This is a genomic window from Candidatus Poriferisocius sp., from assembly GCF_965204015.1.
Taxonomy (GTDB): domain Bacteria; phylum Actinomycetota; class Acidimicrobiia; order Acidimicrobiales; family Bin134; genus Poriferisocius.
Window position 1 is genome coordinate 1030582 of sequence record NZ_OZ241965.1, and the last position, 25508, is coordinate 1056089.

The 25508-nt window shown below is 63.8% G+C and carries 18 protein-coding genes; 7 read left to right on the forward strand and 11 right to left on the reverse strand.

From position 1 onward, the window contains the following. Nucleotides 1–4 precede the first annotated feature (4 nt). From ACOGJC_RS04735 to ACOGJC_RS04755, 5 genes are read right to left on the reverse strand one after another with little or no spacing between them, the layout of a single operon-like run. A complete protein-coding gene (locus tag ACOGJC_RS04735) occupies nucleotides 5–472 on the reverse strand; it encodes a pyridoxamine 5'-phosphate oxidase family protein (protein ID WP_419847358.1) in 468 nt (155 codons plus the stop codon). Further along, nucleotides 465–2027, reverse strand: a complete 1563-nt coding sequence (locus ACOGJC_RS04740) for an AMP-binding protein (protein WP_419847359.1) — start codon at nucleotides 2025–2027, stop codon at nucleotides 465–467. Before ACOGJC_RS04740 ends, ACOGJC_RS04735 begins: the two co-directional genes overlap by 8 nt. Continuing rightward, the gene (locus ACOGJC_RS04745) at nucleotides 2027–3055 is read right to left on the reverse strand and encodes a redoxin domain-containing protein (RefSeq protein ID WP_419847360.1); all 1029 of its coding nucleotides are present in this window, start codon (nucleotides 3053–3055) and stop codon (nucleotides 2027–2029) included. Before ACOGJC_RS04745 ends, ACOGJC_RS04740 begins: the two co-directional genes overlap by 1 nt. Before the next feature lie 22 nt (nucleotides 3056–3077). Further along, nucleotides 3078–4571 carry an ABC transporter substrate-binding protein gene (locus ACOGJC_RS04750; protein WP_419847361.1) on the reverse strand — a complete coding sequence of 498 codons (1494 nt, stop codon included), beginning with the start codon at nucleotides 4569–4571 and terminating at the stop codon, nucleotides 3078–3080. 49 nt (nucleotides 4572–4620) lie between these two features. Next, complete coding sequence (locus tag ACOGJC_RS04755) at nucleotides 4621–6198, reverse strand: sulfatase (protein WP_419847362.1); 1578 nt, start codon at nucleotides 6196–6198, stop codon at nucleotides 4621–4623. Between the two features lie 98 nt (nucleotides 6199–6296). Here ACOGJC_RS04755 and ACOGJC_RS04760 point away from each other — a divergent pair, with 98 nt between their 5' ends. Both ACOGJC_RS04760 and ACOGJC_RS04765 read left to right on the forward strand, forming a co-directional pair. Further along, nucleotides 6297–8498, forward strand: coding sequence for an MFS transporter (locus ACOGJC_RS04760; RefSeq protein WP_419847363.1), 2202 nt, complete (start codon nucleotides 6297–6299; stop codon nucleotides 8496–8498). Beyond that, on the forward strand, nucleotides 8498–11389 hold the full coding sequence (locus ACOGJC_RS04765; protein WP_419847364.1) for an ABC transporter permease subunit: 2892 nt from the start codon (nucleotides 8498–8500) through the stop codon (nucleotides 11387–11389). The genes ACOGJC_RS04760 and ACOGJC_RS04765 overlap by 1 nt, the downstream gene beginning before the upstream one ends. Before the next feature lie 27 nt (nucleotides 11390–11416). Here the strand turns inward: ACOGJC_RS04765 and ACOGJC_RS04770 are convergent, their stop codons facing one another. After that, nucleotides 11417–12241, reverse strand: a complete 825-nt coding sequence (locus ACOGJC_RS04770; RefSeq protein WP_419847365.1) for an amidohydrolase family protein — start codon at nucleotides 12239–12241, stop codon at nucleotides 11417–11419. A gap of 43 nt (nucleotides 12242–12284) precedes the next feature. Continuing rightward, complete coding sequence (locus tag ACOGJC_RS04775) at nucleotides 12285–13400, reverse strand: acyl-CoA dehydrogenase family protein (protein WP_419847366.1); 1116 nt, start codon at nucleotides 13398–13400, stop codon at nucleotides 12285–12287. A gap of 132 nt (nucleotides 13401–13532) precedes the next feature. Between ACOGJC_RS04775 and ACOGJC_RS04780 the strand changes: the two genes are divergently transcribed. After that, nucleotides 13533–15848 carry a CaiB/BaiF CoA transferase family protein gene (locus ACOGJC_RS04780; RefSeq protein ID WP_419847367.1) on the forward strand — a complete coding sequence of 772 codons (2316 nt, stop codon included), beginning with the start codon at nucleotides 13533–13535 and terminating at the stop codon, nucleotides 15846–15848. 43 nt (nucleotides 15849–15891) lie between these two features. Here ACOGJC_RS04780 and ACOGJC_RS04785 read toward each other — a convergent pair whose 3' ends face one another. Next, complete coding sequence (locus tag ACOGJC_RS04785; RefSeq protein ID WP_419847368.1) at nucleotides 15892–16725, reverse strand: SDR family NAD(P)-dependent oxidoreductase; 834 nt, start codon at nucleotides 16723–16725, stop codon at nucleotides 15892–15894. Nucleotides 16726–16815: 90 nt separating this feature from the next. Between ACOGJC_RS04785 and ACOGJC_RS04790 the strand changes: the two genes are divergently transcribed. Together ACOGJC_RS04790 and ACOGJC_RS04795 are read left to right on the forward strand one after the other, a co-directional pair. After that, nucleotides 16816–17559: an SDR family oxidoreductase gene (locus ACOGJC_RS04790; RefSeq protein WP_419847369.1), complete on the forward strand. Its 744-nt coding sequence runs from the start codon at nucleotides 16816–16818 to the stop codon at nucleotides 17557–17559. 15 nt (nucleotides 17560–17574) lie between these two features. Beyond that, nucleotides 17575–17871: a Dabb family protein gene (locus ACOGJC_RS04795; protein WP_419847370.1), complete on the forward strand. Its 297-nt coding sequence runs from the start codon at nucleotides 17575–17577 to the stop codon at nucleotides 17869–17871. 24 nt (nucleotides 17872–17895) lie between these two features. On the opposite strand, the gene ACOGJC_RS04800 is transcribed toward ACOGJC_RS04795, so the two are convergent. Continuing rightward, nucleotides 17896–18681 (reverse strand): glucose 1-dehydrogenase, encoded by a 786-nt coding sequence (locus tag ACOGJC_RS04800; protein ID WP_419847371.1) that lies wholly within the window; start codon nucleotides 18679–18681, stop codon nucleotides 17896–17898. 55 nt (nucleotides 18682–18736) lie between these two features. Between ACOGJC_RS04800 and ACOGJC_RS04805 the strand changes: the two genes are divergently transcribed. After that, nucleotides 18737–19789 (forward strand): Rieske 2Fe-2S domain-containing protein, encoded by a 1053-nt coding sequence (locus tag ACOGJC_RS04805; RefSeq protein WP_419847372.1) that lies wholly within the window; start codon nucleotides 18737–18739, stop codon nucleotides 19787–19789. Nucleotides 19790–19822: 33 nt separating this feature from the next. Then, nucleotides 19823–21211, forward strand: a complete 1389-nt coding sequence (locus ACOGJC_RS04810; protein WP_419847373.1) for an FAD-dependent oxidoreductase — start codon at nucleotides 19823–19825, stop codon at nucleotides 21209–21211. Here the strand turns inward: ACOGJC_RS04810 and ACOGJC_RS04815 are convergent. After that, nucleotides 21101–23248: a cytochrome P450 gene (locus ACOGJC_RS04815; protein WP_419847374.1), complete on the reverse strand. Its 2148-nt coding sequence runs from the start codon at nucleotides 23246–23248 to the stop codon at nucleotides 21101–21103. The two genes, ACOGJC_RS04810 and ACOGJC_RS04815, sit on opposite strands and share 111 nt — an antisense overlap. 172 nt (nucleotides 23249–23420) lie before the next feature. Further along, nucleotides 23421–25454, reverse strand: a complete 2034-nt coding sequence (locus tag ACOGJC_RS04820) for a cytochrome P450 (protein WP_419847375.1) — start codon at nucleotides 25452–25454, stop codon at nucleotides 23421–23423. Between the last annotated feature and the right edge of the window lie 54 nt (nucleotides 25455–25508).

Genomic DNA, 25508 nt, shown 5'->3' on the forward strand with positions numbered 1-25508 from the left:
CTGCCTAGAAAAGCTTGCTGTTGTCCCAGTTGAGCATCTTGCCCACCGGGGTGAGCTCGAGGGTGGCGTTGAGGTTTTTTTCGTAATAGTCCTGGGTTTGCTGGGGCATCACGTCGCGGGCGGTTCGGTAGGGGGCGTACTTCTCGTCCAGAGACTGGGCGATCCGCTGGGCCAATTCCTCTGAGGGCTCGATCACCCGGCCGACGCACTCCACATGCACCGCCCGCAGCTCGGCCCACCTCTCGCCCGATTCCACCAGGAAGGAACAGCGCTGGTCATTGCGCACCCGTACCACCTTCTTGCCCCGAGTCACCATGTAGATCTTCTGATCCAGCACCACGTACCAGACAGGAAGGGAGATCGGCTGGCCGTTGGCCCGCAGTGTGGTCAGAGTGCCGTTCACCGAGGTCTCCAGCATCTCCCAGCACTCCTCAGACGACATCCGCACCGTGGGCCTCTTCTTCTCAGCCACCGATCAGCTCTCTCAGCTCCCGGCGCAGGATCTTGCCCGAAGCCGACTTGGGGATTGAATCAGCGAAACGCACCTCGCCGAGGTGCTTGTAGGTGGCCGTGTGGTCGGCCACAAAGGCCTTGACCGCCTCCTCGTCGAGGGCCGAATCAGGAGCGGCAACCACGAACGCCAGCGGCACCTCCCCACTTTCGTCGTCAGGACGGCCGACCACTGCGGCATCGGTGATCTGCGGGTGATCCAGCAGCAGCGCCTCCAACTCGGCGGGGGCCACCTGGAAGCCCTTGACCTTGATGAGCTCCTTCAGCCGGTCGACGATGTACACATGGCCGTCGCCGTCGATCCGGGCAATATCGCCGGTGTGGAGCCATCCGTCGTCGTCAATGGTCTCGGTGGTGGCCTCCGGGTTGTTTAGGTAGCCCTTCATCACCTGGGGGCCGCGAATCCACAGCTCGCCCTCTGCATCGACAGGCAGATCCTCCCCGGAGTCAGGGTCGACAATCCGGGCATCGGTGTTGGCCACCGTCAGACCTATCGACCCCGGCTTGAAATTGCCCGGCGGGGTGGCGTGGGAGATCGGGCTGAGCTCGGTCATCCCATAGCCCTGTACTACCTCACACCCGATCCGAGCCGATGCCTCGGCGGCCACCTCGGCCCCCAGCGGCGCGGCGCCCGACATCACATGGCGGAGCGACGACAGGTCGTAATCCGCCACCACCGGGTGCTTGGCCAGCGCCAGCACAATCGGGGGCACGGCGAAGAAATGGGTCACTTGGTGGCGCTCAATGATCCCCAACGCCTGGGCCAGGTCGAAACGGGGCATCGTCACCAGCTTCGCCCCGAAGCTCAGTTGGTGATTCATGAGCACCTGCATCCCATAGATGTGGAAGAAGGGCAGCACGGCCAGCACCACATCGCCAGCCTGGGACACCACCGAAGAAGCGCACTGCTCGATGTTGTTCACCAGATTGGCGTGGGTGAGCATCACCCCCTTGGGCAACCCGGTGGTGCCCGAGGAGTAGGGCAGTACCACCACGTCGTTTTGGGGATCGACCTCAACCTGGGTAATCGGGTCGCCCATCAGCGACTGCATGGCGACGCCCTCAGTCGGGCTGTCGGCGTCGATGACCACCACATCGCCAGCCACCCCAGCCTGGATCATGGCCTCTTGAGCCTGGGTCGCGAATCCGTCGGCGGCGAAGACCAGCGTCGCCCCCGAATCGGCGAGCTGATAGGCGATCTCTTCAGCGCCGTAGGTGGGGTTGACCGTGGTGACTGCGCCCCCCGCCACCGCCACTGCATGGAAAACCACCGGATACCACGGCGAGTTTGGCGCGATCAGTGCGGCGACATCGCCGCGGGCGAAGCCGCGGACGGCCAGTCCCCCAGCCAAGGAGTAAACCGCCTGCTCAAGCTGGCCGAACGTGAGCGACCACTCCCCCGGCCCATCGATCACCGCCTCCTGGTCGGCGAGTTCCGCGGCCCGTTCCAGCACAAATCCAGTGACCGGCTGCGAGCTCAGCGGCTCATCGGGCAACAGGCTGGGGTGGACGATCATCAAGCCTCGCTGGCCGGAATGATGCCGTGGAACGGGGTTCCAGCCGCTTCATACTCCGCCAGAATCTTGAAGAACTCCTCGCCGAAGGGACTCTCGCCCTGAAGCGGCATGGCGGCCCGGACAACGGTGAAGTCCAGCGGCGCCAGTTGGGCGGCCGCCTCGAAGTGTCGGGCCGCGCCATCCTCGTCGCCATTGCGGCGCAAGTGGGCCGCCAGGCGGAAGTGCAGCCGAGCGGCCACCTCGTCATCGCTGAGATCGGCGATCTGGCTGCTGGCGTCTTCAGGGACAGTGCCGTCGTGGACCCACTCCCGGATCTGGTCGAAGTGGCCCGCGCGAGTTCGACCGGTGAACTCGCTGAGCAGGTCGCTCCCGAACTCGTAGGCGTTGGGGCGGGCAATGCGACCCTCCTCGTCGATCCACACCACCGCAGGCACATTGCTGATGGCGTACAGCTCGGTGAGGATGTGGTCGGGGTCCATGAGCACCGGATAAGTGATGTTCTCGGCCAGGCTCCGCACCTCGTCGATGTTCTCGTCGATGGCCACCGCCACCACCAGGAAGCCGTCGTCGGCCAACTCGTCGTACAGTTCCTGCCACCCGGGCAGGTCGAAGGCGCATCCTCACCAACTGGAGAAGGCAACCAGCAGGCGCTTTTTGCCGGCGTAGTCCGACAGCCTGTGGCTGGTGCCGTCGAGATCGGAGAGAGTGAAGTCGGGCGCTTGGCGATCTTGCAGGGCTGCCCGGCGAGAGCCGTTGGGCTGGCCCAGCACCACGATGCCGGCGTCGGGGTCAACCACGGTGGGCTGGTCCACCGCATTGGCCACCGCGGCCAGGTCGAGCTTGTCGCCCACTTTGATGGCCGAGCCGTCTCCCACCAGCACGCACTGATCGTCGCGGCAGAGCCCCTCTGGCTTCAGCGTCCAGCCGACTGCGGCCGATAGGGCGTCTGGCTCCACAAGCGGGCGTCCATCCGTCCACTCGCCGGTGGCGGTGGCCACCTCCTCGCCCAGGATGGTAATTGTCGTCATGTCGGGAACTCCTTGGCTATGGCTACTCGACGGAATCGGTCGGAATCGGATCGCCCACCGGCAGATAGGTTCTCACCTCGGGGAAATACTCGTAGCGACGCACCAACGAGCCAGCCGAATGCTTGTCGGCCGTGATGCTGGCATTGATCATGGCGGGAAGATCAAATGTGCCCAGCCCCTCAGCCGCGGCCCTGAACGTCTCGGGGGTTATGTTCCCTCCGGCCGCCTCCAGGATCTTCACAGTCAACGCGAAGGCTCGGCAGTGGTTGGTTATGCCATTGACGATGTCGTCGTTGGTGAGATCGAGAGGCTCGTTGCTAGTCCTCTCCTCGAATACAGCTAGGCATTGCTGAACACCGGGATCGGCCAGCGCTTCCTCGCTGGTTGGCTTGTTGGTGGTGACGGCAAAAGTACGGGCCATGTACTCGTCTTCGAGGCCTTGGTCATCAGCAATGGTCAGGCGGTCGGCAGCCTGTCCATTGGTGTGGGCGATGCGCACCTCCCAGCCAATGCGCTGCACCGACCCGATGATGCCGTACACGTTGGAGAGGTTGAGGATCAGATCAACCCCGTCGGCTTCCATGCGCGTGGAGATGTTGTCGGTGTTCTGCTCATTCTGAACGGTGTCAGTTGTGGGCGAACCCGGCGAATAGACGCCAACGACGTTGATGCCCGCCTCCTCCAACAACGGCTCCACGGCATCGGCATACTCCTTGTCGGGGGGCGCCTCGTAGTAGATGCCCACGTTGTAGCCGTCAAGATCGCCGGCCCGAATCATCTCGGCCGTCCCGCCGACCCGCATGCGGGTCTGCTTCATCTCGGTGGCGAAGAACAGGCCGTTGGAGCGCTCTTGCCGCTCGGTGTTCTCCCCGAAATGGCCCACATAAGGATGACCGTGCAGCTCGGTGATGCACAATGCGTTGTCCTCGAGGAATTGGCCGATCACCACGAACACCTTCTTGTCCTCGATCAACTCGGTACACACCCGCTCGCTGTCGGTGCTACCGATCGGCAGGAAGGAAATCACGTGAACGACAACGTTGCGGCCGTGGATGCCGCCCCGCTCGTTCAGGTCTTCGGACAGGGCAGCATAGAGGTCCTGCACTGGGAAGATGCCGATGTCGATGCCGAACATCTCATTGATCTGCACCGGATCGATGGCGGCCACGCCGACGGCGATCTCGGTTTCCGTAACCCCCTGGTAGCTGGCAATGAGCTCCACCGGCGTGGGGGCTGGCGTCGGCTCTGCGGGGGCCTCGGCTGGCTCATCGGCTGGCTCATCGGCCGGTTGTTCGGCGGGCTCCTCAGCAGGCTCCTCCGCGGGGGCCTCGACGGTTTCCTCTGCGGGGGCTTCGGCGGTTTCCTCGGCCGGTGCAGCCGTCTGCTCCTGGGCCGCGGCCGGCTCCGCGGTGTCGGCCGAACTGTCATCGTCGTTTCCGCCGCAGGCCGCGGCCACCAACGCCAGGGCGACCAGCAGCCACCACCACTTCCTAAGGGTCTTGGAACCTCTGTTCATGCCGGGCATGTTCTTTCTCCAATGCTGTGGCTGGATAGGTGTAGGCACGTCATTTGAGCCCCAGACGAGCGTATTGCTCATCGGGAGCGTCAACCTCGTTGAGCGCGGTGTGGAGCAGATCGATCATCTCTTCGGCCGATGGCTCGCGGCTGCGGTTCTCCTGCTCTTCGGGGTCGACGTCGAGGTCGAACAGGAAGTGGCGGTCGTTGCAGGCGTTCACCGTTATCCACAGCGGCAGCTTGTCGCCCGGCTCGTAGGGCTGGCGGATCACCGGGACCTCCGAACCCGGCATCGTGTCGAGCCAGGCCCGGTGGTCGGGCGGGGGCAGACCGGGCATGCCGATGTCGCCGAACGGCATGGTGGACCACCGGTTGGACCACATCGAGATGGGGAAGTTCTCGCCCTCCGCGCCTCGGGCGTACTTGTGCTGGCCATCGGTCACCTGCACCCAGCCGCCGAACACTCCGCCCAGCGCCCACTCCCGGATGAACTCGGCCTCGCCGTTCAGCAGCGGGGCCATGGAACGACCGTGGGTGGTCTGCACCACCTCGGCATCGAAGATGTCGGCCACGGTGGCGAAGATGTCCACGTTGGTGGTCAGCGCCTCGCACGCTCCTCCCCCGGGCTTGCCCGGCCAGGAAATCAACAGCGGTGTGTGGCCCAGCGGCTCGTACTGGGGCACGCCGGGCTTGCCCCAGACATCGCGGCCCTCCCGCTCATCACCCAGGTAGTGGCCGTGGTCAGTACACACGATCAGCGCGGTGTCATCCCACAGGTTCTGCTCGTCGAAGCGGTCGAGGATCCGACCGAACCAGTGGTCGATCATCGACAGCTTGGCCCCGTAGTTGGCCCGCACGTGGCGGCCCTCCTTCTCCGAGAAGTGACCCGAGGCGATGCCCCCGTCAACGTAGGGCGGCCAGATGATCCACTCCTCGTCCCCCCATGGCTCGTCGTGATAGCGGCCGGCCCACGGCGCCGGCGTGTCGAACGGCTCGTGGGGATCGAACTCGTCCACGAACATGAACCACCGGTCGTGATGGGGGGTGTCCTGGGCCAAGAACCGGGCCGCCGCGCTCATCGTCATCGGCCCGGGATAGTCCTCCTCGGCCCGGAAGAACGTGCGCGACCGGTCGTAGGCCCGATCGATGTCCTCAATCCCCCACATCTTGGCCCACCACCAGCCGCCCTTACGGGCCGGCATGGTCGGGGTTCCGGCCCAGGAGGGGTCGCAATAAGTGCGCCACGGATCGCCCTCATGGCCCCGCAAGTAGTCCCAGCAGTCGAAGTCGGTGTGGTAGTTCTCCCCGCCGGTCTCAAACAAGTGGGGATGGTCGGTGACCAGCGCAGTGGTGACTCCCTGGCGTCGCAGCACCCGGGTGATCGGCTCCTCCCACAACTCGATCGACCCCCACGGCTTCCACAAGAAGTCCAGCGCCCCGCACAAAATGTCGTGGCGAGCCGGCATACACGGCAGCGACCCCGTCACATGGCGGGTGAACCGAGTGGCTTGCTCAGACGCGAACCGGTCCAGGTTCGGGGTCTCGAACTCGGTGCCCCCGTAGCTCCCCAACATGTGCCGATTCAGCGAATCCAGCAAAACGACCGCGACGTTGGAAGGTCCGCTCATCACATCTCCTGGCTTGTCTCTGGCATCGACTCGATCTGGTCACGCTAGTCTCATGGGCCATCGCAGGCGGAATAAGCCTGTTCAATTCGGGGGGACCGTTGGCCGAGGAACATGCCCAGGGCGAATCCATAGACGCACTGGCCACAACGGTGCTCGAGGGCGAGGCTGCTCGGCGCGACGCCCAGAAGGCCGACGTGCTGTTCCCCGACGATTTGCTGCCCGGGGTGGGCGGTGCACAGACCACCCTCAAAGAGGGCCTGCGCAAAGGCGGATTCCAGACCTTCGTCGTGCTGCTGGCGCTGAACAGCCTCGACGAGCTGGAGAACAGTGCGGTGGCCATCTTGGGCCCCGACATCGGCGAGAGCTTCGGGGTGAGCGACGGGGCGATCACTGCCATCAGCACCGCGTCGCTCATGTTCTTCGTGCTGGGCGCCGGGCCGATGGGTTGGCTGGCCGACCGCTTCCGCCGCGGTCCCATCGTGGGCATCGCCAGCGGCGCCTTCGCCGCGTTCAGCGCCCTGTCGGGGGCGGCGGTGAACGCCCTGATGTTCTTCTTCATGCGGTTCTTCGCCGGCATGTCCAAAGCCAACACCATCACCGTGCATCCCAGCATGCTGGCCGACACCTATCCGCTTCAGACCCGGGGCCGCATGTACGCCACCAACGCCGGGGTGGGGCGCGTCTTCTCAGCAGTCAGCCCCATCCTGGCCGGGGGCATCGCGGTGTGGATCGGCGGCGACGACGGCTGGCGTTGGGCCTTCTATCTGCTGGGGCTGCCCACTGCCGCCCTGGCCTTCTTGGCCTTCTTCTTGCGAGAGCCGCCCCGTGGCCAATGGGAACAAGAGCATGTGCTGGGCGCCGGGCTGAAACAAGACAAAAAGATGCCTATCTCGGTGGAGGCCGCCTTCACCCGCATCTGGAACATCGACACCATCCGCAACATGACCATCGCGTTCGCCGCCATGGGCTTCGCCCTTTTCCCAGCCGGTTCGATTCAGTCGTTCTTTTTGGAGGAAGAATTCGGCCTCGACGCCTTGGAGCGCGGCCTGGCGGTTGCCCCCGCAGGGTTCGGGCTGATCTTGCTCCTGCCGTTTGTCGGGCGCCGGTTCGATGCCACATTCCGAAGGGACCCCGACCGGGCAGTGCGGCTGATCGGCATCCTCTTGTTGCCCATCGGCGTGCTGGTTCCCATCCAGTACGCCATGCCCAATCTCGCCTTGTTCATGATTCTGTCCGCCATCAACTCCACCTTCCTGGGTGGGGCCTTTGCCATGGTGCAGCCCGCCATGCAAGCGGTGTTTCCCTACCGGCTGCGGGGCATGGGCACCGCCATCTTGACCTTCTTCATGGTCATGGTGGGCGGTGTGGGAGGCAGCATCATCGCCGGCTTCCTCCAAAACGAATTGGGCGAGCAAACCGCCATCACCATCATCACCGCGGTAGCCATGCCTATCGGCGCCTACTTCGTGCTGCGAGGGGCCGGCCGGCTGCGGCGCGATCTCTCGCTGGTGGTCGGCGAGCTGCGGGAAGAACAGAACGAGGAGCGCCGCCAAGCTGAAACCGACCCCGACGACATCCCGGCCATCCAGTTGGTCGATGTTGATTTCAGCTATGGACAGGTACAGGTTCTCTTCGATCTTGGATTCGAAGTGCGCAAACAGGAGACGCTGGCTTTGTTGGGCACTAACGGTGCGGGGAAGTCCACCGCGCTCAAAGTGATCACCGGGCTGGTCACCCCGGAGCGGGGAGTGGTGCGTCTGCATGGCCAAACCATCACCTATGCCACCCCCGAGCAGCGGGCCGCCATGGGCCTGCACATGCTGCCCGGCGGAGCCGGGGTGTGGAGCGAACTCTCGATCCGCGACAACCTGCTTATGGGGGCCTACGCCTACCGCAGGGATACCAGCGACCGGGACCGGCGCATCGAAAAGGTGCTCGAAATGTTTCCCGACCTCGGCAAACGGCTCAACGAGCGGGCCGGAAACCTCTCGGGTGGCCAGCAGCAGATGCTGGCGCTGGCCCGGGTGATGCTGCACGAACCCGAGGTGCTGATGATCGACGAGCTGTCGCTGGGATTGGCCCCGGTGGTGGTGCAGTCGCTCTTGGAGACAGTCGAGGAGCTCAAAGACCAGGGCCAGACCATGATCATCGTGGAGCAGTCGCTGAATGTGGCGCTGGCCATCTCCGACCGGGCCGTGTTCCTGGAAAAGGGGCAGGTGCGCTTTGAGGGCCCGGCCCAGGAGCTGGCCGAACGAGACGATCTGGCTCGGGCGGTCTTCCTGGGCACCGAGGGCGGCTGATGGAATTCGCCTCCGCGTCGGTGGTCGGGACCTGGATCACGCAGCAGTTGGCCTTCAACGGAGTGGTCAATGGCCTGGTAACCGGGCTGGTGGCCTTGGGGATCGTGCTGATCTACCGGTCCACCCGGGTCATCAACTTCGCGGTGGGCAACATGGGCATCATCTCCGCCTCGATGATGGCGCTATTGGTGCTGAACTACGGCTGGGGATTCTGGCTGGCGCTGGCACTGTCGCTGGTGCTCGGGCTCTTGTTCGCCGCCGCCGTGGAGCTGACGGTGATCCGCCGGCTGTTCAACTCTCCCCGAGTGATCGTGTTGGTGGCCACAGTCGGCATCGCCCAGCTGGCCCAGCTGGTGATCTCCCAGCTTCCCGACATCGAGGCCGCCGGCCAGAAATATCCGGTGGTGGTCGGTTCAGTCTGGGAAGACGTTTGGTTTACCGAAATCCGGGTACGCGGTCCCCAGCTCATCATCCTCATAGCGGTGCCGGTATTGGCCCTGCTGTTGGGCTGGTTGATGAACCGGACCTCTTTCGGCAAATCGGTGGCCGCGTCGGCCAACAACCCCGACCTCTCCCGGCTGTCGGGGATCAATCCCAAAACGGTGTCCACCTTCGTATGGGTGATGGCCGGGCTGTTGGCCTCGCTGTCGATGATCATGCTCTCCGGGTCCACCGGACAAATTGCCGGCTTGGCCAACCTGGGACCGCAGACGCTGGGCAAGGCCATGGTGGCCGCCGTGCTGGCCTCGATGGTCTCGTTCCCGCGGGCCATGGTGGCCGGGATGTTGATCGGTTTCCTCGACGCCCTGTTCCGGTTCAACTTCTTCACCGAAACCGGTCTCATCGACTTCGTCATCTTCTTGGCCGTGCTGGTGGCGGTGTATTTCCAGAGCCGCGGCCAGGGCGAGACCGGAGTGTTCTCATTCGCCCCCAAGGTGCGGGCCATCCCCGAGCGGCTGCGCCAGGTGTGGTGGCTGCGACACCTGTCCAAGATCGCCTTGGGGGCGCTTTTGGTGCTCAGCATCGTGCTGGTGCAGCTCCCCGGCATCTCCAACCTGCCGTCCCGCCAGCTGCTGTACGCCACCGTGCTGTGCTTTGCGGTCGCCGGACTGTCGGTCACCATCATCACGGGCTGGGCCGGCCAGCTCTCCCTGGCCCAGATGACCTTCGCCGGCATGGGGGCGCTGTTCGCCGCGAGCCTCAAACGGGGGCTGTCCATGGACTTCACCGTGGGAACCGGGTTCTTGCCCGGCGACGCGCTGTCGTACGACTTTTTCGACGTCCAGTTCGAGACCGGCGGCATCCCGTTCATGGTGGCCATTCCCGTGACTGCGCTGTTCTCTGCGCTGGTGGCGGCGGTGATCGGGGTCGGATCACTTCGAGTTCGCGGCCTCTATCTGGCGGTTACCACCTTTGTGTTCGCCCTGGCCGCCCAGCAGTACCTATATCGGAGGCCGTTCTTCACCGGGGGCAACACATCGTCGGTGTCGTTCCGCCGGGGCGAGTTGTTCGGACTCGACCTCAAGTCGCAGAAGACCTACTACTACGTGTGTCTGGCCCTGTTGCTGATCGCGGTGATCATCGTCAGCCGACTGCGTCGATCGGGGGTTGGCCGCACCATCATCGCAGTGCGCGACAACGCCGACTCCGCCTCGGGCTACACGATTGGGCCGGTGCGCTCCAAGCTGGCTTCGTTCGCGTTGGCCGGGGGCATCGCCGGATTGGGCGGAGCAATGCTGGCCGGCCTGGTGCAGAACGTCCCGATCAGCGAGCGGTTCTTCCAGGTGGAGGACTCATTGCAGCTTGTGGGCATGGTGGTGATTGGGGGTCTCGGCTCGTCGGTTGGCGCGGTGCTGGGGGCGATTTGGGTCTACGGCCTTCCGAATCTGTTCAACAATGCGGAAACCGTTGCCCTGTTCTCCTCCAGCATCGGGCTCCTTCTGGTGCTGATGTACTTTCCGGGCGGGCTCATTCAGATCGGCTACAGCGCGCGAAACGCCCTCATCGGCCTGGCCGAGCGGCGACTCGGACCCGATCCCGGCGGCAAAACCATCCAAGCCGCTCCCACCAGCCTGACCCGGGTTGACGATCCCCGGCCGGCCACCGATCCCATGCTGGCCGGGCACGACATCAGTGTGCGGTTCGGCGGCGTGAATGCGGTTTCGGAGGCCACCGTGGTGGTCCATCCCGACGAGATTGTAGGCCTCATCGGCACAAACGGCGCCGGCAAGTCCACGTTCATGAACGCGGTGGGAGGCTACGTGGCCTCCAGCGGCCGAGTGGAGCTGCTCGGCGCCGACATCACCCGGCTTTCTGCTTCCCGTCGGGCCCGAGCCGGGTTGGGGCGCACCTTCCAAACCGCGTCGCTGTTCCCGGAGCTGACGGTTCGAGAAACGGTGCAGGTGGCCTTGGAGGCCCGGGGCCGTACACCACTTGTGAGCACCGCCCTGCACCTCCCCCACACCTTTGCCTTGGAACGGAGGCGTCGGGCCGAGGCCGACGAGCTCATCGACTACTTGGGATTGGGGCGCTACGCGGATTCCTATATCAGCGACCTGTCCACTGGGACCCGGCGCATCGTCGAGATCACCGGGTTGTTGGCCCTGGGCACCCGGGTGCTGTGCCTCGACGAGCCCACCGCCGGAGTGGCCCAGCGGGAAACCGAGGCCTTCGGCCCGCTCATTGTGAATATCCGCCGAGAACTGGGGGCGGCCATGCTGATCATCGAGCACGACATGCCCCTCATCATGAGCATCAGCGACCGGGTGTATTGCCTGGAGGCCGGCAAGGTCATCGCCGAGGGATCACCCTCCGAGGTCCGCAACGACCCACTGGTGATCGCCAGCTATCTCGGCACCGACGAGCGCGCCATCGCCATCAGCGACGGCTGACCCGCGGCTGAAGGAAGGCGAGTCGATCTAGTAGCGGGGGTTGCGGGGGCCGAAGAACAGGCGGTCGGCGTTGGCGTAGAGGAACTTGTCGAGTACGCCGTCGCGCAGGTCAAGATCCCAGGCCTCCGTTATGCAGCGGCGCATGTCCAGGGCCGGATGGTCGGAGGCGAAGATCACCTTGTCTTGGCCCCGGGTGTTCATGAAGTGGACGAACTCGTCCGGGAGCCGCTTGGGGCTATAAGCCGAGGTCATCAAATGCAGGTTCTTGTACTTGATCATGAGCCGCATGGCCACCCCCCACCACGGGTCAGCGCCGTGGGCCATACACAGCTTCAAGTCGGGGAAGCGCAGGCAGATGCGGTCGAGCAGCATCGGGTCTTGGCCCTCGCCGGGCATGGGCGGACCGGGGATGCCGGTGTTGATCGACAGCGGCAGGTCCAGCTCGGTGCATTTGGCGTAGAGCGGGTAGTACACCGGGTCGCTGGGCGGCACATCCACCCCGAACGGCACCACCCGGGCCAGCGCCACCGGGTACTGCTTGACCATGTCCTCCAGCTTCCACAGCACCGGCATCATTCCCCGGGGATCGAGATGGAGGGCCAGCGCGAACCGCTCGGGGTAGCGCTCCACGAAGTCGAAGGGGCGCGGGTTGTTCTCACCGACCGTCGCCTGGATGATGGCCTTCTCCACCCCCAGCTCGTCCATGAGCGGCAGCAGCTCCTCGGGGGTGAAGCTGCGGAAGAAGTCGGCCCCGCCGTGGAGGTAGTCCTCCTTGACTCGGATCAAGTACTCGGGCGGCTCATAGTCGCCCATGTTCACGTTCACCCAGCAGTCGATGGCTCTCGGCGGCATGCCCCGAAGTTAGCGGTCACGACAAGGCGGGCTTGAGTTGCTGCTACCAGCCCCTACCCTCCGGTTCCACACCCAACAGGGCCTGGCCGCCGCCGGTGACCACCGATTGGTGAAACGCGGGGAACTGCATTGCTACGTAGAGGTCTCGCAGACGGCGCTCGATGGGATTGGCCCTCATGGCTGCCGGCGTTCCCACCGCGTGAAACAGGCGCTGCACGGCGTCGAGGCAAGCATGGCCGGCGTGGACGTACAACAGGCGGGCCTCGGTCACCCCCTTGGAGTCTTCGGGATCGTCCCACGCCCGCTGGGTGGCGTCGATCACGCCGGAGCGGGCCGCAGCCACCGCGGCAGAAGCCTCGCCCACCGCCAACTGCACGTCGGGGCGATCTTGCAACAGTCGTCCTGAGCCGCTCGACCCGGCCTTGGCGGCCAGGGCCACCACCCCATCGATGGCTCCCTGGGCCAGCCCCAACGCCACCGCGGCCACCGGCGCATGGGTCGCCATCCGCAGAAGCCTGGGGTGGTACAGGCGCAGATCCTCATCGGGCAAGCCCCCACCGTTAGTGGTCCGCTCTTGGGGAACGAACACATCATGGGCCGCGACATCGTGGCTGCCGGTGCCGGCCATCCCCATCACCGACCACGTCCGATTGATCTCCACCTCATCGGCAGGAACGAACATGGCCCGGGGCGTGGACTCGCCCTCCACCGAGCACGCCAGCATGGCCCAGTTTGCGTGCTCAATGCCGCTGCAAAAGTCCCACTGCCCGCTGATCCGATAGCCACCGGGTGCCACAACCCCGGTTCCCTGCGGTCGGAACGACCCCGCGACCCGGAAATCGGCGGGAGAGCCAGCCATCTCGGCTAGAACCGCGGCATCCAGCCAACCGGTCAGATACCCAGTGGTGCTTGACACCATCACGCACCACGCGGTGGACCCGTCGCCCCGGGCGATGGCCTCCACGCAGTGGTAGGCGACCATGGCGTCCTGCCCCGGTCCGCCCACCGATCCGCGCAAGTACAACTGGAGGAGCCCTGACGAGGTCAGGTCATCGACCAGCGCCGGTGGCAACGACAGCTCCTGCTCGATCTGATCGGAAGCGTTGGCCGCCTGCTCGGCGATGCGGACCGCAGAGCCGATATAGCTATCAACTGTCAATATCAGTCCCTCATCCCCATCTCAGTATCGCCAATGGCATACGGCGGCATGGCCCGACGTTAGTGGTCCGTCGGCAAACTGATCAGGGCGTTCCGATAGGCCCCAAGGGACGGCAGCAACCAAAATGAGGTGGTGGCTACCGCCCTAGAGGGGTTGCGGGTCCTTGAACTCGGCTATGGAGCGGCCGCGGGCATGGCCGGCATGGTCTTGGCCGAGAACGGCGCCGAGGTGGTCAAGATCGAGCCGCCCGGCGGCGACCCTTGCCGAGGCCAACCTGGATTCGCCGTCTGGCACCGGGCCAAGAAGAGCGCCGTCCTCGACCTGACCGAACCCGGAGATTCCAGTCGGTTCTTCGAGTTGGCCCAGAAGGCCGACGGGTTGGTCGAGGCGTTCCGACCGGGTACAGCCGACAAGCTGGGCGTGGACTACGAGACCCTGAAGGAACTGAACGACCAACTGGTGTACGCCTCCATCACCGGCTTTGGCGAATCCGGGCCGTGGCGCGACATTCCCGGCTACGAGCAGGTCGTGGCGGCCAAGAGCGGGCGCATGACCACCTACGACGGTGTGCGCCCCGGCCCGGTGTTCACCCCGGTGCCCATCGCTTCCTTTGGAGCGGGGATGCTGACCGCCGTCGGGCTCATGGCTGGTATATGGGCCCGAGAGGGCTCTGGCCGGGGTCAGCGGATCCACACCAGCCTGCTCCACGCCCTGAGCGTGTATGACATGACCAGCGGTCACGGGAATCGCACCAACATCCCTCCGGAGCCGGGCAAGGTCTACGGCATCATGCGGGTGCCGTTCATGACCGCGCCCACCAAGGACGGGCGATTCATCCAGATGTGCAGCCGCCAAGCCCACCACTACCGCCGGTGGTTGGCCGAGCTCGGGCTGGAGGCACTGCTGGACGACCCCGAGCTGGCCAACGCCCCCGACCTATGGCCCAGCGAGGAGCGTCTGGCCGCGGCCATTGAGGCCATACAGGCCGGAATGCAAGAGCACACCGCCGAGGAGTGGATGGAGATCTTCTCCGCCAAGGACATCGGGGGCGATCCGTTCCTGGCTCCCCGGGAGTTCCTGGATCATCCCCAATGCACCGAGAATGGGCGGCGCCAAGAGGTGCTCGATCCCGACTTCGGACCGACGGTGCAGATCGGCCCCCTCGGGCTGTACTCCGACACGCCGTCGGTGGTCGGCCCGCCCGCCCCGGACCTCGGTGAGCACACCGATGAGGTGCTGGGCAAATGGCTGTCGACGCCGTCTTTCGCCCGTACTGCTGACCGGGCCGATCACAATGGTGAGCTGCCCCTGGCCGATGTGACCATTTTGGACGTCGGCTACTTCTACGCCTGCCCGTTCGCAGCCACGCTTTTGGCGGAGGCCGGAGCCCGGGTCATCAAGGTGGAGCCCCCCACCGGCGATCCCGGTCGGCGCAACTGGACCACCGACTACGTGAAGTCCCTGGTGGGCAAAGAGTCAATCGTCTTGGACCTCAAGACGCCTGAGGGGCTCGACATCCTCTACCAACTGGTCGACAAGGCCGACGTTTTCCTGCACAACTTCCGGCCGGGAACACCCGAGCGACTGGGCATCGACGCCGATTCCGTGATGGCCCGCAATCCCAATCTGCTGTACGTGTACGCCTCGTGTTTCGGCAGCCGGGGCCCGTGGGCCCACAAGGCCGGATTCCACTCGTCACCCAACGCCATTGCCGGCGCCGGGGTGGTGGAGTCGGGTGACCAGAACCCGCCCCGCAACCGCACCTACGGCGATCCCACCGCCGCCTTGGCCACCGCAGCGGCCATCATGGCGGGGGTTCTGGCCTGCCGGCGCACCGGAAGAGGCCAGAGGTTGGAGACCACCATGCTCACCGCCACTGCTTACGCAGTGGCCGAGTGGGGCATCCAGCTCTCGGGTCCCGAGGCCCCCGCCGTGGACTCCGGGCAGTACGGCTTCCACGCCTACCAGCGGCTGTACGAGACGGGCGACGGGTGGCTAGTGCTGGATGTGCACCGAGACCGCGAGCGTCAGGCTTTGGAGGCGGTGGTTGGCGTCGAGCTTCCCAAGCTGCCCTCCCCAGAATCGGAAGCCCAGCTAGCCAGCGTGTTCAGTTCCGACTCAGCCGGGGCTTGGGAAGACCGGCTGCTGACCGCCGGGGTACCCGCGGCCCAAGCTGACCGGGGTGACTTTTTGCACAATATGTTGAATGAGAGTCACATGCGGACAAGCGGAGTGGCCGTCGAAGCCGAACAGGACGGTCTGGGCTCGTACTGGAGGGCCGGGCCGACCATGCAATTCTCGTCCGCCTCCACTCCCCTGACCCCTGCACTCCCCCTCGGTTGGGCCACAACAAAAATTTTGGGTGAACTTGGCATCAGTGATGAGAAAATCACCCGACTGCACGATGCCGGGGTGACCAAGCCCATCGGGCACGGCCTTCCCAGCTAAAGGACCGTGGAAGACGGCAGCCTGACTCCGGTCGAGTAATCGTCTACCGCGGCATCATCGGCAGTATTTCATCACCCGCGATGCCAGCCGACGATTCGCTCATCGACGACACAATCGCCCCCCGGTTATGGGGAGTGAGAATGAACTCACTGGCCGCCCGGTTGTGCTCCCCAACCACATAGGTCGGCCCGTTGTGCAGATTGGCCAGGGCTTCATCGGCTACATCTGAAGCCTCCATCGGGTTGTGGGCGCTCAAGTCGGCCCCCATCCGACGGTGGGAGGGGGTATCGGTGGCCCCGATCACCATGGCGATGGCGTCCACCCCGTAGATGCCGAGCTCTCGCCACAGCCCTTCGGCAAAAACCCAGTCGTACGCCTTCGAGGCGTTGTACACCGACTGATGGGTGGACCCGGCGAATCCAGCCACAGAGCCGACCATCACAAAACCGCCCCGTCCCCGCTCGATCAGCCGGGGAGCAAACCGGTGGGCGAACAGCGTTGTGCTCCGGCAGTTCATGTTCACCAGGGCAAGCAGGTCTTCTTCGGTCCAGTCGGTGAAGTAGCTAAACCGGATTGTCGCCCCGGCGTTGAAGATGACCAGCCCAACGTCGAGATCGTCGGTCAGTTCAGCCGCGATGACCGCCGCGTCGGCGTCGCCCAGATCCACCGAGGCCGTTCGAACCTCAACGCTGTGTTGGGCCTGGATATCGGCGGCCAGTTTGTCGAGCGGGGCTTGGCGACGAGCGAGCAGCGCCACGTTGATCCCCTCGCGGGCGAGGCGCCGGGCAAAGGCCTCTCCGGTGCCCTCCGACCCTCCGGCGATGAGCGCCCACGGGCCGTAACGGTCGGAGAAATCAGCGGAGAGCTCCCAATTCATGGCAGCAGACTACTCATATCCCGATTCGATCCCGCTGCTATAGAAGTGCATGGCGCATCCCATTCATCGACGGGCCACTAACCTCGCCCCGTGGATTTAGGAATCAGCGGACGACGGGCGCTGGTGGCTGCCTCATCAGCCGGACTGGGGCTGGCCACCGCAGTGGCACTGGCTGAAGAAAGGTGCCAGGTCGTGATGAACGGGCGCGACTCCGATCGCCTCAATGACGCGGCTGGCGGCGTGCCTGGTGCTATCCCCATCGTCGGCGATGTGTCCGACGCGGCTGGCGCAGCGGCATTGGTGGACGCGGCCACCGAGGCCTTGGGCGGCATCGACATCCTGGTCACCAACGCCGGTGGGCCGCCGGGCGGCAACTGGGCCGACACCGACACCAGCCTCTACGCAGCGGCCCTCGAGTTGAACCTCATTTCGGTGGTGGCCATGACCAAGGCGGCGGTGCCCGCTATGCAAGCCCAGGGCTGGGGCCGGGTGCTGGCCATCACCTCGGTGTCGGTACGCCAGCCGCTGAACATGCTCATCTTGTCCAACACCGCCAGAGCCGGAGTCACCGGCTACCTCAAGACCATGGCCAACCAGGTGGCCGCCGACGGGGTGACTGTCAACTCCCTCCAGCCCGGCTACCACACCACCGACCGGCTCCGGCAGCTGTTCGGCGATCGGATGGACGACCTGGAATCGAGTGCCGCCTCCCACTCGGTAGGCGACCCATCGGACTTCGGCCGGGTCGCCGCCTTCTTGTGCTCTGAGCACGCCCGGTTCATCACCGGCGCCGCCCTCCCGGTGGATGGCGGCCTCTACGCAGGCCTGCAATAGGCAAAAGGAGAAGACATGATCCGCCACGTTGTGATGTTCAAGTTCCGAGACGACGCCGACGAGGCTCAGCGCCAAGCGGTGCACGACGCCATCGCCACCATGCCTGAGGCCACCGGGGTGACCGAGGCTTACGCCATCGGACCGGATGTGGGGCTGGCCGAGGGCAACTTCGACTTCGTCGTCGTCGGGGACTTCGCCGACCAAGAGGCCTACTTGACCTACCGCGACCACCCTGAGCACCAGCGAATCGTCTTCGACATCATCCGACCGGCGATCACCGACCGGGCCGCCATCCAGTTCGAGGTTTCCTGACCTCCCCGTGCGGTTTTAGCGGTCCTAAACCGGGTTCACTCCCGGGTTGGGGTAGCCGGCGGTGAAGCCCCCGTCGGAAATGAACTCCGACCCGGTGGAATACGAGCTTTCGTCGGAGGCCAAGAACAGGGCCAGACGGGAAATCTCCTCCGGGCCCCCGGCCCGACCCATAGGGGCCATCCGGGCTGAGTACACCTCTAGGTGCTCGTGGACTTCTTCGGGGGTCTTTGCATCGCTCGATCCCATATGGGTGCGGATGAATCCGGGGTGGATGGAGTTCACCCTGATACCCAAATGGGCCAGCTCCATGGCCGCGGTCTTGGTCATGCCCCGAACTGCCCACTTGCTGGCAATATAGGAGGTGAGGTTGTTCATGCCGACCATCCCGTCAATGGACGAGATGTTGATGATCGACCCGCCGCCCGACTCGGTCATCGGCCTCACCGCAGCCCGCATACCCAGGAACACGCCGGTCTGGTTCACCTCGGTGACCCGCCGGTAGCTCTCCAGAGTCAGATCAGCCAACGGGGCCGACTCAGCGATCCCGGCGTTGTTCACCAGAATGTCGAGGCGCCCGAGGTTCTCCATCACCGCATCTATGGCCGCGGCCCAGTCCTCCTCGCGGGTCACGTCAAGGTGCTGGAACACCGCATTCGGCCCGATGTCGGCGGCCACTGCGGCACCCTCGTCATCGAGGACGTCGGCCACCATCACTTTGGCCCCCTCCGCGGCGAACAGCCGGCAATGGGATTGGCCCATACCCCGAGCACCACCCGAGACCAGCGCAACCTTGTTGTCCAAACGCCCCATGCTTCTCTCCGTTTTCTATCGACAGCGGCCATGAGGGTAGCGTTTCCCGAGCGATATGACGGCAACCGCAAGCGACCCGCTACTTTCTCCTTTTCCCGAGGGCTGGTACTTCGTCACCAGCCGCCAGTCCCTCGAGAAGGCCAAGCTCATCAAGAAGACCTGGATGGGCGAGGACATCGTTGTTTGGAGCGACAACAGCGGGGGGGTCTGCGTCGCCGAGGCCTATTGCCCGCACTTGGGCGCCGATCTGGGGCCCGACGCCGGGGGGTGTGTACGCGATGGCCAACTCGTCTGCCCGTTCCACGGTTTCGAGTACGACACCACCGGCCAGTGCGTCGCCAATCCTCTCGGCCCTCCGCCGAAGGCGGCGCGGCTGCGGGTATTCGAAACCCGGGACATCGCCGGGTTGATCTTCGCCTGGTGGGGTTTCGGAGGACGGCCACCGCAATGGCACCTGCCCGCGGAGGCGCCGGACCAAACTCACTGGAGCAACTTCCGTGTCTGGACGACTTGCTTTCCCGGCCATCCTCAGGAGACCACAGAAAATTCGGTGGATCTGGCCCATCTGAGCCACGTCCACGGCTACGACAGCGTGAGCAGGGCCGACCCGTTGGAGGTGGACGGAGCCTTCCTTCGGAGCTGCTTCGATTTCACCACCACTCGGAGGATCGCCAAGGTGGGGCGCCTTCGGTTTGACGTCACCGCCAACGCCCTGATCTACGGCCTCGGCTACTCATTCGTGGAGGTGCGGCTGCACAACATCGGCTTCGACACGCGCCTCTGGATACTGGCGACGCCTGTCGACGGCACTCACATCAACCTGACTCTGGTGTCGCAAGCCAGACCGATTCGCGGTGCAAACCGCCGGATTGCCGGTCTGGGCTTTCTCCCGCAGAGACTGCGCGCCTCTGTCATGAACAAGTTCGTGATCCATTTCGAGAAGCAAGACGTGCGACAAGATGTGCCGATTTGGAGCGGCAAACAGTACCGATCTCACCCGCGCCTGTCCCGCGCCGATGGTGAGATCATGAAATTCCGCGCCTACTGCAAGCAGTTCTATCCGGGTCCACTGACAGTGGTAGAAAACGAAGAGAAGGTTGCCAGATAGCCGGCAGCGCACAACGGACAGGGGAAGCAGACCGTGGCAACCAAGAACTCACCCGCATCACCGCGCAAGATCGCCATCGTCGGCGGCGGCATTGCGGGACTCGGCGCGGCGTGGGGGCTGCACCATCAGCCGGACCGCTTCGACTTTCGACTGTACGAGGCACAGGAACAGCTCGGCGGCAACGCCATCACCGCCCAGATGCCCCAAGAAGACGGCAGCTCGATTCCCTTCGACATGTCGGTCACCGCCTGCATCCCGTCGGTGTACGACCACATCCTGCTGCTGATGAAGCAGTTCGACATCGAGCTACTCGACACGAAGTTCAACTACAGCGTGAAGTACGGCGGGCAGATCTACGCCCACGATTTCGATTCCGACATCAGACAGCAGCTGCAACCTGAGATTGCCAAGTTCCAACGCCTCCTGCGCCGCCTGCACCGCTTCGGATGGCTCACCCATACCCAGTCGAAGGCGTTGAGCCTTCTGAATCCGTACAACTACGTGAGCATGGGCACGCTTTTGAATCTGGGCGGGTTCTCCGGCGACTTCAGGTACAAAGTCCTCAAGCCGATGTTCGTCAACTTCCTCATGGCCACGAACGTGTTCGATATGCCGGCCTCCCTGTTCGCCAGATATCTGGAGTTCTTCGACATCGAGTCGGCGACGCCCATGCAGACGTGGGACCAGGGAACGCAGCGCATCTACCAGCACCTGTCGGCCGACTTCCAAGACAAGATCTACCTGAGCCGGCCGGTGCAAAAGGTGTACCGGTCGAAGACCGGTGTCGTGGTGGTAGACGCCGAAGGGGTTCGAGAGGAATTCGACGAGGTGATTTTCGCGTGCAACGCGAACCAGACGTTCATGATGCTCGACAAGCCCACCGCCCTCGAGCGCTATCTGCTGTCGTCGATCCGCTACGAGAGCGAGCTCCACAACCACGCCGTCGTCCACTACGACTCCTCAGTGCTCCCCGACAACGAGGTGAAGCCGCTGACCACGCGCAGCAACCACATCGAGCAGTACGGCGCGAGACCGGACAACTACGAGATCACCTACATCATGCACAACCAGCAGCCGTGGGCGAACCGGTCGGACAAGCCCTGTCTGGTGACCTATAACGCGATCAGTCCCATCGACGAGGAGAAGATCATCAAGAAGTGGTGGTTCCAACACATCGTCCACGATGTGCGCCACGTCGCCTGGCTGGTCAACTTGTTCCGCTTCGTCCAGGGCAAGCGGCGCACCTGGCACTGCGGCGCCCACACGCTGATCAACAGCCAGGAGACCTGCTTTATTACCGGTCTCGCCGCGTCAAGGCAGCTCGGCGCCGACTATCCCTTCGACGATCCCGGGGCGAGGCGCTCCTTCAACTTCTACGGGAGCCTCATGTACGGGTGGCGCTTCCGTAAGGCGAAGCGCTAGGAGGGGGGGGGACAGCTCTTGCCGCTGTCCGGCAATGTGGAACTTCAGCTTCTTGTTCGGGGACATCGACGCGAACGGGGCGATCTTGAGCTTGTAGTTCTTCGGTGCGATTTCGAGGTCGAAGTAGTACACCATCAACAGCAGGTCGATTGCCATCTGAAGTTCTGCCATCCTGGAGCCCATACACGTGTGGGTGCCCAGGCCGTAGGGGACATACGTTGAGCCAAGGTGTTCGTTGCGCGGCGCCTTATAGCGGTCGATGTCGAAGGTGAAGGGATCGGGAAAGACATCGTCCATGTAGTGGGTTGCCGTGGTGGCGATCAAGACCCGCGCCTCCACCTCGAGTTCGTATCCCTCGACCACGCACGCATTCATCACGTTGCGAACCGACATTGAGATGGTCGGCCACATGCGCAAGCACTCCATGATGAAGCGGCGGGTGATGTCGGTCCCCGGCCCGACGAGCGCCTCAAGGTCGGGGTCGCCGTCGGCGAACAGGGCATCGGCCTCGGCCTGGATCTGCTCGTGGAACTCCGGTCTTGTCAACATGGCGTAGACGATGAAGCTCAGCTCGTCGCCCACGTACATGCTGGCCAGCAGCGGCGTGGAAAGCAGGAACCGCAGATTCGACTCCGGTACGAACTGCTTGTCGCTGGCATGCATGCTCATCAGATCGTCGACATATTCTCGTGGGCATCCAGCCCGCTGGGCGGGGGTGTGGACTTTCTGGACCCTGTCCACCACCTCGTCGACCAGCTTCCCCCGACGCCTCATGCCTGGTGTCTTCAGCATGAACTTGGGGAGAGACTTGGCGACATGGGTCTGGAGCGCCCGCTCTTTGAACTTTTGCAGATCTTCGATGAGGTCCTGCGACTCAATGCTGGCCAGCAGCGGCGACGTCTGGGCGTTGACAAAATTCCGGCACATCGTGACCGCAGGCAGGGTTTCCCCGACAGTCCACGTCGCCATGTGCCGTCGCGCGTATGAGTAAACCACATCGAGTGACTCTTCTAGCCTGGTGCGGGAATATGCAGGCTGGATGGACTTTCGATAGCGAAAGTGGTCAGCCCCGTCGAGGCCGGGCAGCAGTCCTATGCCGCCGTAGACCCTCTCAAAATCCTGGAAATAGTCCCTGGCCCTCAGGTACATGCGGCCGTGGCGGTGAACCCAGTGATTCGTCTCCGGGCCGCCGAGAACAATAGTGCGATCCTGGAAGGGCAGGCGAACCTCGAACACCGGTCCGTACTCTTCGTGAAGCTCCGCGAACAGCGCCGGCACGTTCCCGCTACGCACATGCTTGTTGCGCAACACCTTTCGCAGCTTGACAACGGGAATCGGCTTGGTCAGGGCGGATCGCCGCAACAGCGGGCCGGCGATGTTCTCGCTGACCGCATCGGCGATGGAGCGGCCGATCAGGTCCATCTTCAGGATCTGCTCGACACGCTGCTCCGACTCCTCATCAAGTTCGAAGATGTAGCGAAGCACGTCACAGGTGTCGATGAGGCAGACGATGACCACGTCTCTTGGACTCGGAATCTCGTTGTTGAAAAGCGCCTTGCTGATTCGGGTCTTGACAAACTCGACGGCAGTACCCACCTCGGAACTGGTGTGGAACCCCGACATCCAGGCTCCTCGGGCCAACGACCAGAAATCGCCCTCGTGGTGCTGGAGGATCCCCAGGTTTACCAGGCGATCCAAGGTCATATCGACGATCGACTCCGCTTTGGGCGCGAGCCGCTCGATCCAATACTGGGCGTTGTACTGTCCCGGCTCGGACGCGATTTCGCCGAGGATGGGGTCGAGACAGGGATCGCCCGTCACCTTCGTGTCCAGAAGGATCAGGGAATCCATGTCGGTATCGATGCGATAGAGGAAGGACAGCTCGGCAAGCGCGGCGCCGACGACGGCGCAGTTCAGAGTCCACCCGGGAACTTGGCGAAAGTAGCCGCTCTCCTCATTCAGGAGCGTCAAAACGAGTTCGTCGAGGAGGCTCAGTGGTGTAGCGCTGGCGTCTACCTCGGTTTCGACGCGTGTCAACAGACCGACTTTCCGTGTCCCACCCCAAGAACTCTAATCATTCGCGTTATCCACAACAACCATGCGGGCTGTCTCACAAACCCACTGAAACGGCTCATTACCGCCTCCTTTGTGCTCGAGAGGATCAGCCAAACTCGGCAATTGCGAGCTCTTTGGCACCTAAGGAGTAACGTCAGACGGGCAGCTCGCGCCGCTGCTCCACGACGCGGATCTTCAGCTTCTTGTTCGGCGACATCGACGGGAACGGGCTGATCTTGAGTCGGTACCTCTTGGGGGCGATCTCCAGCTCGTAGTAATGCACCATCATCAGCAGGTTGATCGCCAGCTGAAGTTCCGTCCACCGGATGCCGAGGCATGTGTGCGTGCCCAGCCCGTAAGGGGCGTATGCAGAGCCAATGTGCTCCTTGCGCGGCGCATCGTAACGGTCGATGTCGAACGTGAAGGGATCAGGAAAGTGATCGCTCATATAGTGCGTGGCCGTCTGGGCGATGATGATCCGCGCCCCCTCGGGCAGTTCGTATCCCTCGACCACGCACTGATTCATCACGTTGCGAACCGACATCGGGACGATGGGGTACATGCGCAGACATTCCATGATGAAGCGGCGGGTGATGTCGATCGCTGGACCGGTGAGCGTCTCGCGGTCGGGATCGCCGTCGGCGAACAGGGCATCGGCCTCCTCGCGGATCTTCTCGTGGAACTCCGGCTGCGACAGCATGGCGTAGACGATGAAGGAGAGTTGGTCGCCCACGTACATGCTGGCAATCAAAGGTGCCGATAGCACGAATCGCAGGTTTGACTGCGGAAGGAACTGCCGATCGCTGGCGTGCATGTTCAGCAGCTCATCGGCGAGATCCCGAGGACATCCCGCACGCTGGGCGGGCGTGTGGACGCGCAGGACCCGTTCAACCACCTCGTCGATGAGCTTCGCCCGGCGCCTCATAGAGGGGGTGCGCAGCATGAACTTGGGGAGGGTCTTGGCGAGGTGCGTCTTGAGCGCCCGCTCCTTGAACTTGTGCATGTCGTCGGCAATGTCTTGCGAGTCAATGCCTATGGTCAGCGGCGACAACTCCGAGTTGACCAAATTCCGGCACATGGTTACCGCAATGCCCGCTTCTCCCACGTTCCAAGTCGCCAGGTTCTCCCGAGCCTTGGAGAAGACCATGTCGAGCTGAGCTTCCAGCCTCCCGCGGGCATAGCCCGGCTGAATGGACTTCCGATACCGGAAGTGATCGGCACCGTCGAGGGCCGGCAACAGCCCAACCCCGCCGTAGACCTTCTCAAAGTCCTCCAGATAGTCTCTGGCTCGCAGTTGCATGCGGCCATGCCGGTGTACCCAGTGATTTGTCTCGGGCCCTGCCAGAATGATCATGCGCTCCTGGAAGGGCGCCCTAAGCTCAAACACCGGGCCGTACTCCTCGTGGAGTTCCGCCATGAGCGCGGGCACGTTGCCGCGGCGAAGATGCTTGCTGCGCATCACCTTGCGCAGCTTGAGCCGCGGAATCGCCCTGGTCAGGGAGGTTCGTTGGAACAACGACACGGCGATGTTCTCGCTGACGGCGTCGGCGATGGAGCGACCGATCAGGTCCATCTTGCGGATCTGCTCGACCCGCTCCTCTGCCTCCTCATTGAGCTCGAAGATGTAGCGCAAGACATCGCAGGTGTCGATGAGGCAGACGATGACCACATCTCTCGGACCTGGGATCTCGTTATGGTAGATCGCCTTGCTGATGCGGGTCTTGACGAACTCCACGGCAGTACCCACCTCGGAACTGGTGTGGAACCCCGACATCCAGGCCCCGTGGGCCAACGACCAGAAATCACCCTCGTGGTGTTGCAGAATCCTCAGGTCGACCAGGCGATCCAAGGTCATATCGACGATCGACTCCGCTTTGGGTGCTAGCCGCTCGATCCAGTACCGGGCGTTGTATTGACCTGGCTCCATCGCGATCTCGGCCAAGACGGGGTCGAGGCAGGGGTCTCCCGTCTTCTTCGTGTCCAGAAGGATCAAGGAGTCCATGTCGGTGTCGACGCGATAGAGGAAGGACAGTTCGGCGAGCGCAGCGCCCACGACCGCGCAGTTCAGCGTCCAACCGGGTATTTGGCGAAAGTAACCGCTCTCCTCATTCAAGAGCGTCAAGACGAGCTCGTCGAGCAGGCTCAGCGGCGTCGCGTTGGCCTCTACTTCGGTTTCGATGCGCGTCATACGTGGACTGTCCCGCATTCCACGCCATGAACTCTAAACTCCAGCATTCCGAGC

Bases quoted from the DNA above. Each gene is read 5' to 3' on its own strand.
- ACOGJC_RS04740 (WP_419847359.1), bottom strand. From the start codon at position 2,027: ATGATCGTCCACCCCAGCCTGTTGCCCGATGAGCCGCTGAGCTCGCAG.
- ACOGJC_RS04750 (WP_419847361.1), bottom strand. From the start codon at position 4,571: ATGAACAGAGGTTCCAAGACCCTTAGGAAGTGGTGGTGGCTGCTGGTC.
- ACOGJC_RS04755 (WP_419847362.1), bottom strand. From the start codon at position 6,198: ATGAGCGGACCTTCCAACGTCGCGGTCGTTTTGCTGGATTCGCTGAAT.
- ACOGJC_RS04765 (WP_419847364.1), top strand. From the start codon at position 8,498: ATGGAATTCGCCTCCGCGTCGGTGGTCGGGACCTGGATCACGCAGCAG.
- ACOGJC_RS04770 (WP_419847365.1), bottom strand. From the start codon at position 12,241: ATGCCGCCGAGAGCCATCGACTGCTGGGTGAACGTGAACATGGGCGAC.
- ACOGJC_RS04785 (WP_419847368.1), bottom strand. From the start codon at position 16,725: ATGAATTGGGAGCTCTCCGCTGATTTCTCCGACCGTTACGGCCCGTGG.
- ACOGJC_RS04795 (WP_419847370.1), top strand. From the start codon at position 17,575: ATGATCCGCCACGTTGTGATGTTCAAGTTCCGAGACGACGCCGACGAG.
- ACOGJC_RS04800 (WP_419847371.1), bottom strand. From the start codon at position 18,681: ATGGGGCGTTTGGACAACAAGGTTGCGCTGGTCTCGGGTGGTGCTCGG.
- ACOGJC_RS04805 (WP_419847372.1), top strand. From the start codon at position 18,737: ATGACGGCAACCGCAAGCGACCCGCTACTTTCTCCTTTTCCCGAGGGC.
- ACOGJC_RS04820 (WP_419847375.1), bottom strand. From the start codon at position 25,454: ATGACGCGCATCGAAACCGAAGTAGAGGCCAACGCGACGCCGCTGAGC.